Genomic DNA, 8873 nt, shown 5'->3' on the forward strand with positions numbered 1-8873 from the left:
GCCGAGGGGCAGACGCATGGAAGGTGCGACTGGTGCAACAGGCTAGTAATCACTGAGGCTCCTGGCGCGGCGCCGCCCGGCCGGGAAGGGCGGGCGCGGCGCTCCGGGGCGGTGCTACTGGGTGGTGGTGTCGGTGACCACGAGGAACGGGTCGGTGCGCAGGTCCATGACGACTTGAGCGTTGGTGCCTCGGGCGCGCTGGTTGGCGGCGTACTCTTCGGCTGGCCAGGAGCCGCGGGGTCCTCCGGCGGGGAACCGCTCCAGGACCGTGCGGGCCTGCGTGCTGGTGGTGGCCATCAGGCGTCACCTCCGTTCACACGCTCGTGGATGTCGATGAGGGTGGTGATGGCGTCGGGGTTGTCCGCCAGGCCGACCCACTGCCCGAGCGCGGTGAAGACGAGAACCTGGTCGCGGTCGGCGTCGAAGATGACGCAGTAGTCGCCGTAGCGGTCCATCACCATGTCCCGCAGGACCGGGATGAGTCCGGTGTCCAGGACCTCCAGGGCGTCGACGGTGAGCCGGGCGGGCTCGCCGGGCGCCGGCGGCTGGACCAGGGTGCCGGTGACGCGCAGCAGGTCACCGGGCTGTATGCCATTCAGCAGCTCGTGGGTGATCCGGGGGTCGCCGCTGGTGCAGGTGACGACCGTGTCGGGGGCATCGTCGGCCAGCGCGTCGATGTCGGCGGGTCGGACGATCAGGTCGAAGGTGGCGGTCCCGATGCGCGGGCCGTGGGCGGGTATCGCGTCGACCCAGCCATCGACGGCGCAATGCTTGGTGTCCATCAGCTGGCCTCCGCCAGGGGTCTCGGCGGGGCGAGGGGAACGGGGTCGGGTGGTGCGCTGGGCAATGTCCAGCAGCTCGCGGTTACGCCGCTGCTGGGCGGGCCTGAGCGGGCGGGCCTTCGCGCCGTGGCGGTGCCAGAGCGGAGAGGCCGGCGGCTCGGGGTAGGCGAGGGCGTGGTCGACGTCGCGGTCGGTGCTGCTCATGGAGGTCCTCCAGGTGGAGGTCAGGCGTGGTCGCCTTGGCCCTTGGACTTGGGCTTCGGCGCGAGGTCGGAAGCGAACCGCCCAAGGCGGGCCTCAACGGGGTTGGCGGTGATCCAGCCCTCCGCGCATGCCTTGTGCACGGGATCCCCGGAGTGGGAGCGCATGGGCGTGGGCTGGCCGCACAGCGTGCAGGGGAGGTCCTGCCAGCGGTCGAAGTGCTGGCCGTCGCGCCAGACGAGAAGCTCGCCGGGAGCCGGGATCAGGCCCGGCTCGAAGGGCGGCTTCTGCTTCGTGCATCCCTTGCGGGTCACGGCCGGAAGGCGGGCAGCTGCTGGAACACGCGGTCCAGCAGGTCCTCGGTCGGCCTCCAGGGCCCGAGCTGCCCGGCGGCGGGGACCGGCAGCGGCAGCTCCTGGACGTCCTGGAGGACCAGGTGCCAGGTGCCGGCCAGCGCCCACGGCGTGCAGGGCTCGGAGCCCTCGGGGTCCTGATGGCAGTCGACCATGCGCGCAATACCGATCACGGCTCCGGTGGTCAGCTCGCGGCCGTGGATCGTGCGGGCGATCAGCGGGACGCGCAGGGCGGCCCGGTCGCTCCGCTGGCCCGCGTGCAGGAGCATCCAGCCGCGCCAGCTCCAGGGCTTGGGGCGGTTCTCGATGCCCTTGGCGCCGCTCAGGATGCAGGTGGCGTGCGGCTGCTGGACGCTGATGCCGCGGATCCAGTCGCCCTGCGGGAGAGTCGCGGTGCTCATGCTGCCCGCCCCCACATGCTGGTGCCCGGGCGCCCGGCGCGGCGGCCGTTGATGGACGGCACCGTGGTGTGCGCGGGCGAGGCGACGACGGCGCGGCCCGAGTGCTTGCCGTCGTACAGGGCCGCGTCGGCGACCCGCTGCAGCACGGTCAGGTCGCGGGAGCCGACCGTACGCGGGGATGCGGCGCCGACCGACGCGGCCACGTCGACGGTGCGGCCGTCCTCGAGGACGACGGGGGTGTGCAGCATGCTGACCAGCTGCGTGAGGCGCTGCTCCAGGCGTGCGGCGGGCAGCTCCAGGACGACGGCGAACTCATCGCCTCCGAGGCGGCCGATGGAGGCGCGCGGGCCTGCCCACGCGGTGAGCCGGGCTGCGGTCGCGGTCAGGACGGCGTCCCCGGCCGGGTGCCCGAAGTCGTCGTTCACGGCTTTGAAGTGGTCCTGGTCGACGATGACCACGGCCGTGTCGTCGCCGTGGCGGGCCAGGAGTCGGCGCGCGCGGGCGGTGTAGGAGTCGCGGCGCAGCAGGCCGGTCAGCGGACCCTTCCGGGTGGTGGCGAGCTGCTTGTGCAGGGCGACGGCGTGGACGGCCCAGCCGGTCAACGGCAGGGCTGCGGTGGTCAGTAAGAGTGCGCGCTGCCCGATTCGGGCCTGCACGCGCAGGACGGAGTCCATACTGGGATCTCCCTCTCTCGTCTCGTACGGGGTGGGTAGGCCCGGGGCAGGCGAACTGGTTTGGACGCCGATGTGCGCCTGTCCCGGGGCGGATCTACAGCGCGAAGTCGCTGCGGCTGGTCCAGCTGACGGGGTTGTGCCAGAGGCCGGCCTTCGCGGCGGGCCACTCCATCTGCCAGCCGGGCCTCAGCCCGCGCGCTCCCCAGCTGTCCGGCTGCTTGCCGGGGATCTCGAGTCCGGCCGTGTGCGCGGCGAGCGGGGCGTCGTACACCTCGTGGGCGCGGCGCAGGGCCGCGGCGGGGGAGGCCGCGACGCCGGTGAAGACGTGCACGCCCTTGCGGGCCGGGTTGGTGGTGTCGTGTATCGGGACGTCGACCTCATAGAACTCGGTGCCCGGCATGACGCCCATCTCCTCTCCGTGCCAGTGCTTGAGGGGCCACCGCGACCGCCCGGCCTCCGTGGTGCGGGAGGGCCGGGGCGGCACGGAGAGCCCGTCAGGCAGCGACGGCGGCGGGGGAGTCGAGGCCGGTGCCGCGGAGCGCGTCCAGGACGTACGCGTCGAAGCGGGCCTGGTGCTGGGCAGCGACCGCATGGCCGGTGGCACGGCCGTAGGCGTAGCTGTACGCGTACATGCTGGCGTCGGTGTCGGCGAGGGCGTGGTCGACGGCGCGGCGCGCGACGTGCTCGATCCAGGTCTGCGCGGCGGACTCGCGGCGGGCGTGCGACGTCGTGAGGGCCACAGACTCCGCCCACCGTCCGCTGCCGCAGGCTCGGCCGCCGCACTGCGCCCAGTTCCACTGCCGCTGGCGCATGCCCTCGGGGTCGGCGTCCCAGTCCGCAGCCCAGCGGACGGCCTGCTCGGGGATCTGCTGCTGGACGACGTCCAGGACGTCGCGGCCGGCGGCGCCGAGCGCACGATGGGCGTCGGTCTCCTCGAGGACGCGGATCCGGTGGGAGAGCAGCCGGTAGGGGTAGTGGCTCTGGCCTCAGTTGCCGGGCTCGCCCAGCGGCTGGACGATCCACAGCCGTACGGGCCAGATGATGGGCCAGATACCGGTGTCCTCCACGCCTCGCCGACGCGCTTGACCATGCGGAAGTATGAGAAGGGGCTCTCGTCGAACCACAGGTTGGTGCAGGGCTTGGGGTGGTCGACGACCTGGCCGACGTTGGCGGCGAGGTTCACCGGGGTGCCGGCGTGCCGGGACATCTCGATGACGCCGTCGGCGGGGGTGGCGATGTACCAGGTGACAGGCTTGCGGGCCATGCGCTCCGCTGTTCTTGTCGCCGACGCCGTGCCGGGCGACGCTGATGATGTGCTGGCGGGCCTGGCGGACAGCCCAGCGGCGGCTGTCAGGGCCGGTGTTCTCGTGGACGCGCCCGCAGTCGTGGAACGTGTCCATGTGGCAGGCGGTGCAGTGGTAGGTGACCAGCCGCTCCGGCTGGCTGCCGGGATTCCACGTGCCTTCGAACTCGTAGACGATGACCTCAGCGCCCGGGATCTCGGTGTGCGCGAAGGCGGTGACGAGGCCGACGCCGTCCGCGATCGAACCGCGCTGTGCCTGGTTCCAGAAGACGCGGGGGAGGAAGTCGTCCCAGCCCTTGCCGTGGGGCCACTGGGCGTACACGACCCCCTGCGAGGCGTCGAAGGTCGCCTTGCCGTCGACGTCCTCGCGCTTGTACTTCTCGATCTGCTCGATCGACCCGAAGTACGTCGCGCTGAACTCCTCGGACTCCTGGAAGATCAGCCCATACCCCTCGGGTCGGGTGTCGTGGCCGTTGTCCTTCAGCACCTCGACCGTGTCCTCGTAGCCGGGGCTTCCGGGGGCGATGGTGCCGACGAGGGGCAGCCGGTAGTAGTCGCAGCTCGTGACGTGGGCCGGGTTGGTCTCGCTGACGTTGTGCGCGGTGCCGTAGGTGTTCGTGATCGTGATACTCATGCGTGGGTGGCCTTCCCGGGTTAACAGCGGGCGCCCGGCGTGGCCGGGTCGCGGCGGGTTCTGGCTGTTCGGCGAAGCGTCGGCGGTACGACTCACGCGCGGACCGCGTCCGCGTACTGCGCTTCCAGGTCCGCGCGGTCCTCGGGGTCGTCGTCCTGGTCGTAGTCAGCGGCCTCGACTGGGGAAGAGTCGGTGTTCCAACCCTGCGCTATTCGGTGGCCTGGCAGGCGCGAGGCAGTCCGCCCCAGCTGCCCTACGCGAACCGGGCCCCATCTGAATGCCGGGCCAGAGGCAGGGCCGAGGAGGTCGATGTCCACGATCGACGGCAGTCCTGTCACCGAGGCGCCTGGACCCGGTCGTCTGGGCGAAGGTGCGCCTGCAACCCAGAGGCTTGTGGAGTCTGGTTGCGGCGTCCTTCATCGATTGAGTCAACCCGGTGCGGCGGACGGTCATCGCCCGTCATGATCGGCGGGTGGCATTCTCACTTCGACGGCGCGCAGTTGCGCGAGGCAGGTTTGCCCCCAAGCTATGGTCCGTTTGGCTGGTGGCGCCGGTCGTCCTATTCGTTGTCGGCGCCTGCAGTCTGGTCCTCTATCACTTCGTGTATGACTGGCTCGCGCACTCAGCCAGCAGCCAGAAACCACGCAAGCCGGTCGACACAACTGAGGTCGTCAAGACCACCGTCACAGTGCTGACCCTGGTCGGCGCCGTATTAGGTGGGATCTACGCATACCGTAAGCAGCTCCTTGCCGAGGGTGACGCCCACCGCGCAGACGCTAGCCAACGCCTCGACCGCTACACAACGGCCGCCGAACAGCTTGGCCACGAGCGTGCCGCCGTGCGCCTCGCCGGCGTATACGCCCTCGCTCGCCTCGCCGACGACTGGGAAGAGCAGCGCCAGATCTGCATCGACGTTTTGTGCGCCTACCTCCGCATGCCCTACCAGCCTGACCCTCAGCAACAGGGGTATAAGGAAGGCGAGCGCGAGGTACGCCGTACGATCATCTCCGTCATCGGGGACCACTTGCAGGACCCTTACGCTCCCTCCTCGTGGTGCCATGAAAACTTCGATTTCCGCGGAGCAATATTCGACGGCGGAGAGCTATCCGGCAGTGTATTTCTCGGATGGGCCGACTTCAGAGACGTAGCATTCAGAGGCCCCATAACTTTTATCGGCTCAACATTCGGCCATCGGGTGACATTTGACGGCGCCACATTCGAAGGTGACGTCATGTTCTACGGTGCTACGTTCCACGGTATGGCCTTCTTCCACAACGTCGTCTTCAGGGGTGGAAGAGTCACCTTCCAGGGTGCCAAGTTCAGCGGTGGCCACGTCGTCTTCGAACGTGCCACCTTCGGCGGTAGCAGAGTCGACTTCGATGGTGCCACGTTCACCGGTGCCGTCGTGAGCTTCGACCGCTCCGCGTTCAGCGATGGCAGTGTCGAGTTCACGGCCGCGGTATTCAGCGATGGCGAGGTGTCATTCAACGAGGCGACGGTCAGCGGCGGCGCCGTCACCTTCCGCAGGGCGGAGTTCAGTGGGGGCAAGGTCTCCTTCGACCGCACCGCATTTAACAGCGGTACGGTCTCTTTCGAAGAGGCAACAGTCAGCGGCGAGTCCCCCTCTTTCAGTGAAGCATCGTTTACCCGTACTCAATTCTCCTGGGGAGGTATATCTCGCCCCGTCGGGATGTAGACAGCCTCACGCGAAGAGTCGGTGTTCCAACCCTGCGCTATTCGCCGACGCCGAAGCCGACCGCGTGCAGCAGCTGCAGGACGGGCAGCGCCGCCAGGAGCAGGAAGCCGAAGCCGCCCGCCGTGCCGCCCTGGCCCCGGACGTCCTGCGCCACGCCCTGCTGGGCACGCTGGCCCGTGCCGGCCTGCTGGACTCGCTCAGCGAGGACGAGCGGGCGGCCGTGAGCCGACTGCCCGAGTCCGACCCGGCGGCTGCGCTCGCCTTCAACACGCTGCTCGCCCGCGCGTACAAGGTCGGCACCGCGGTGCGCGCGGGAAGCGCGTCATGACGGGCCGCCCGGAGGAGCTGGCGGTCGCCACGTGGGTGCAGGCGACAGGCGGCGGCACCTGCTACGAGACGCTCACCGCCGACGGCCAGGTCCACGTCGACTACGCGCCTCCGCTCGGGGAGCCGTACTCCGAGGGCGACGACCCCGACTGCAACCCGATCTGCAACTGCCCGCGCCTCCCGGCCCTGTTCTGCGTGGAGTGCGCCGGCTGCGCCGCCTGCGGGCAGTGCCGCGGGTCGCACGTCTGGACCCCTCTCCCGAGCTGATCACCGATGGCAACCTCCCAGCTCCCCGTCAACCTGCTGCGCCCCGAGGGATCCGGGAGCCGGAAATAGTCAAGTTGCCCGGAATGCCTGGGAGGTTGTCCCCTCGAATCCCCAGGTAGACACGTTCCTGAGAGGTGACCTGGGAGCCTCGGAGGCGGACCCGCTCCGCCCGGTGTCTGTCTCGTGACAAATGATCTTGACCTTTTGTCAAATGATCTTGTTGACCAGCAGGTTTCTGCCACTTGTTCTTGATCAGTGGTGGGGGTCCAGTGGCTGCCGCCCTGGTGCCCTGCAGAGCAGGATTCGACGCGTGGCAGCATGCCGTCATGACGACGAGCGGAGCCCCCGGAACGGCGGCCGAAGCGGTACAGGAACTGCGGGAGATCGCCCACTGGTGGACCGACGGCCGGCGCGGCGATCCGGACCATCTGATCCAGGCCGCTCTTCGCGCCCTGATCGCGGGCGTCGAGACACCGTCGCTGCCGCTCCTCGCCGGGCTGCTGCGCAGCGAACAGGCCCAGGCCTCGGAGTTGTTCGGACAGGTAGTCGACGAGCTCGGTTTCGGCTTCCATCCACCCGAGGACTACTGGGAGGGCCGACTGGCGCTCGCGCGCTGGTGGGCCGCCGAGATCGTCGGCGGATGGCTCGCCCCCCTCGATGGCGCCGAACTCATCGTCGAGAACGTCGCGGAGGCCTACGGGCAGTCCGAGGAGTTGGCACCCATGGTCGACGCTGTGCGGGCGCTCCAGGAGTACGGCGGGCCACACTTCCCCGACGACATCCCCGCACACCTGACCCGGGCCGCCCACGAACTCCTCGCCCGCATCCCACCCCCGCCCACACCAACCTGAGAACACGACCGCGCCAGGCGATCAACCTGACCGAGGCGTTCGGATGCCGTCCGCCGCGGCGCCTCGGGCAGCAACCGGGGATCGGCCGGGGCGATACTTCTCGCCATGAGAGTCAGATGTCTGGAGATCATCCACCCCGACGGCGACGTCCCCGTCACGGAATTCGACGGGATCCAGGTAGGCGGTGTCTACCCCGTTCTGGAGATGGTCACCTACGACATCGACTGCCAGATCCGCGTGCTCGGCCCCGATACGCCCGACCCCGGACTGCTCTGGGACCCCGCCTCCTTCGAGACAGTGGACTCCCGGATACCGCCCGGCTGGACCCTGGTGATCGCCAATGGCCGCACCCACCTCGCCGACGCCCGCTGGCAGCGCCCCGGCTTCTGGACCGACTATGCCCACGGCGACCCGCAGGCCCTGGCTGACTACGAGCACGTGAAGCGCGAGCTCCTCGCCACCACCCCGCCAGGCGAGCACTGACCCCTGCGCCCAGGTGCCCTCTCCCGCATCCGAACGGGCAGGCCAGCAACCCGACGGGGACGGACCAGATCAACTGAGACAACGCCGACATCTGCGCTGGAGAAACCAGACCAACTGAGTGGATCGGCGCAGTTACAGTTCGAGCCCTCGGCGGTGTCCTGGGGCACCGACCGGCTCGACGTCTTCACCCTGGGCACCGACAGTGCGGTGTGGCACGGGTGGGGGAGCGGCAGCGCGTGGGGCGGCTGGGAGAGCCGCGGCGGAGCGTTCATCTCCGCGCCTGTAGCGGTGAGCTGGCAGTCAGGCCGGCTGGACATCTTCGCCATCGGCACGGACAGCCGTCTGAAGCACCTGTGGTACGGCGCCGGCGGGTGGGGCACCTGGGAAGATCTGGGCGGGCAGCTCCACTCCGGCCTCGCGGCCGTGTGCTGGGACGCCAACCGCATCGACATCTTCGCCCGCGGCATGGACAGCACTCTGCAGCACCTGTGGTACGGCACCGGTGGGTGGGACACCTGGGAAAGCCTCGGTGGTACGTGCACCACCCGGGTCACGGCTACCTCCTGGGCCGCCAACCGGCTGGACCTGTACACCGTCGATGCGGACAGCGCGCCGAGCCAACAGAGCTTTGACGGCAACAAGTGGAGCGGTTGGGAAAGCCTGGGAGGCATCGCCCAGTCCCCGGTCGCGGCGACCACCTGGCCCAACCGCCTCGACGCGTTCGTCGCCGCACCCGACTCCCCCGTGCATCACATCAAGTGGAACTGCCCCTGCTCCGGTCGGGGGGGGGGCGGCGGGGGCCGGCGGGCCCGGCGGGGGGTGGTGGGGTTGGGTGTGGGCGCGGGGGGGGTGCCCCCCCCCGCGGGGGCGGGCGCTCCCCCCGCCCCGGGGGCGCCCCGCG

Annotated in this window: 14 protein-coding genes; 6 read left to right on the plus strand and 8 right to left on the minus strand. The window is 69.9% G+C overall.

Translation table 11 applies throughout. From position 1 onward, the window contains the following. Window positions 1-114: 114 nt before the first annotated feature. The 8 genes from ABZ937_RS42420 to ABZ937_RS42455 all read right to left on the minus strand — a co-directional run bounded on the left by ABZ937_RS42420 (window position 115) and on the right by ABZ937_RS42455 (window position 4348). On the minus strand, window positions 115-297 hold the full coding sequence (locus ABZ937_RS42420; RefSeq protein ID WP_361700951.1) for a hypothetical protein: 183 nt from the start codon (window positions 295-297) through the stop codon (window positions 115-117). Further along, a complete protein-coding gene (locus ABZ937_RS42425; protein ID WP_361700954.1) occupies window positions 297-986 on the minus strand; it encodes a hypothetical protein in 690 nt (229 codons plus the stop codon). The genes ABZ937_RS42420 and ABZ937_RS42425 overlap by 1 nt, the downstream gene beginning before the upstream one ends. A gap of 20 nt (window positions 987-1006) precedes the next feature. Then, entirely contained in the window at window positions 1007-1297 is a 291-nt protein-coding gene (locus tag ABZ937_RS42430) for a hypothetical protein (RefSeq protein ID WP_361700957.1), read from the minus strand. Next, window positions 1294-1737 carry a hypothetical protein gene (locus ABZ937_RS42435; RefSeq protein ID WP_361700960.1) on the minus strand — a complete coding sequence of 148 codons (444 nt, stop codon included), beginning with the start codon at window positions 1735-1737 and terminating at the stop codon, window positions 1294-1296. The genes ABZ937_RS42430 and ABZ937_RS42435 overlap by 4 nt, the downstream gene beginning before the upstream one ends. Then, a complete protein-coding gene (locus ABZ937_RS42440; protein ID WP_361700963.1) occupies window positions 1734-2411 on the minus strand; it encodes a GGDEF domain-containing protein in 678 nt (225 codons plus the stop codon). The genes ABZ937_RS42435 and ABZ937_RS42440 overlap by 4 nt, the downstream gene beginning before the upstream one ends. A 94-nt stretch (window positions 2412-2505) precedes the next feature. Then, a complete protein-coding gene (locus tag ABZ937_RS42445; RefSeq protein ID WP_361700966.1) occupies window positions 2506-2811 on the minus strand; it encodes a hypothetical protein in 306 nt (101 codons plus the stop codon). Window positions 2812-2905: 94 nt separating this feature from the next. Next, entirely contained in the window at window positions 2906-3151 is a 246-nt protein-coding gene (locus ABZ937_RS42450; protein WP_361700969.1) for a hypothetical protein, read from the minus strand. 246 nt (window positions 3152-3397) lie between these two features. Continuing rightward, a complete protein-coding gene (locus tag ABZ937_RS42455; RefSeq protein WP_361700972.1) occupies window positions 3398-4348 on the minus strand; it encodes a hypothetical protein in 951 nt (316 codons plus the stop codon). 544 nt (window positions 4349-4892) lie between these two features. Here ABZ937_RS42455 and ABZ937_RS42460 point away from each other — a divergent pair. From ABZ937_RS42460 to ABZ937_RS42485, 6 genes are all read left to right on the plus strand, one after another. After that, complete coding sequence (locus tag ABZ937_RS42460; protein WP_361700974.1) at window positions 4893-6044, plus strand: pentapeptide repeat-containing protein; 1152 nt, start codon at window positions 4893-4895, stop codon at window positions 6042-6044. 64 nt (window positions 6045-6108) lie between these two features. After that, window positions 6109-6372, plus strand: a complete 264-nt coding sequence (locus ABZ937_RS42465) for a hypothetical protein (RefSeq protein WP_361700977.1) — start codon at window positions 6109-6111, stop codon at window positions 6370-6372. Then, window positions 6369-6638: a hypothetical protein gene (locus ABZ937_RS42470; RefSeq protein WP_361700979.1), complete on the plus strand. Its 270-nt coding sequence runs from the start codon at window positions 6369-6371 to the stop codon at window positions 6636-6638. The genes ABZ937_RS42465 and ABZ937_RS42470 overlap by 4 nt, the downstream gene beginning before the upstream one ends. A gap of 326 nt (window positions 6639-6964) precedes the next feature. Continuing rightward, window positions 6965-7489, plus strand: coding sequence for a hypothetical protein (locus tag ABZ937_RS42475; protein WP_361700981.1), 525 nt, complete (start codon window positions 6965-6967; stop codon window positions 7487-7489). A gap of 105 nt (window positions 7490-7594) precedes the next feature. After that, window positions 7595-7972 (plus strand): hypothetical protein, encoded by a 378-nt coding sequence (locus ABZ937_RS42480; RefSeq protein WP_361700984.1) that lies wholly within the window; start codon window positions 7595-7597, stop codon window positions 7970-7972. Window positions 7973-8125: 153 nt separating this feature from the next. Continuing rightward, window positions 8126-8873 (plus strand): hypothetical protein (locus ABZ937_RS42485; protein WP_361700986.1); only part of this gene is annotated, 748 nt, incomplete at its 3' end.

Source organism: Streptomyces sp. NPDC046727 (genome assembly GCF_040645635.1).
In the GTDB taxonomy this organism is placed as follows: Bacteria; Actinomycetota; Actinomycetes; order Streptomycetales; family Streptomycetaceae; genus Streptomyces.

Excerpts from the sequence above, each read along its gene's own strand:
- ABZ937_RS42455 (WP_361700972.1), bottom strand. The coding sequence starts at position 4,348 with ATGAGTATCACGATCACGAACACCTACGGCACCGCGCACAACGTCAGC.
- ABZ937_RS42470 (WP_361700979.1), top strand. The coding sequence starts at position 6,369 with ATGACGGGCCGCCCGGAGGAGCTGGCGGTCGCCACGTGGGTGCAGGCG.
- ABZ937_RS42475 (WP_361700981.1), top strand. The coding sequence starts at position 6,965 with ATGACGACGAGCGGAGCCCCCGGAACGGCGGCCGAAGCGGTACAGGAA.
- ABZ937_RS42440 (WP_361700963.1), bottom strand. The coding sequence starts at position 2,411 with ATGGACTCCGTCCTGCGCGTGCAGGCCCGAATCGGGCAGCGCGCACTC.
- ABZ937_RS42445 (WP_361700966.1), bottom strand. The coding sequence starts at position 2,811 with ATGCCGGGCACCGAGTTCTATGAGGTCGACGTCCCGATACACGACACC.
- ABZ937_RS42480 (WP_361700984.1), top strand. The coding sequence starts at position 7,595 with ATGAGAGTCAGATGTCTGGAGATCATCCACCCCGACGGCGACGTCCCC.
- ABZ937_RS42425 (WP_361700954.1), bottom strand. The coding sequence starts at position 986 with ATGAGCAGCACCGACCGCGACGTCGACCACGCCCTCGCCTACCCCGAG.
- ABZ937_RS42435 (WP_361700960.1), bottom strand. The coding sequence starts at position 1,737 with ATGAGCACCGCGACTCTCCCGCAGGGCGACTGGATCCGCGGCATCAGC.
- ABZ937_RS42420 (WP_361700951.1), bottom strand. The coding sequence starts at position 297 with ATGGCCACCACCAGCACGCAGGCCCGCACGGTCCTGGAGCGGTTCCCC.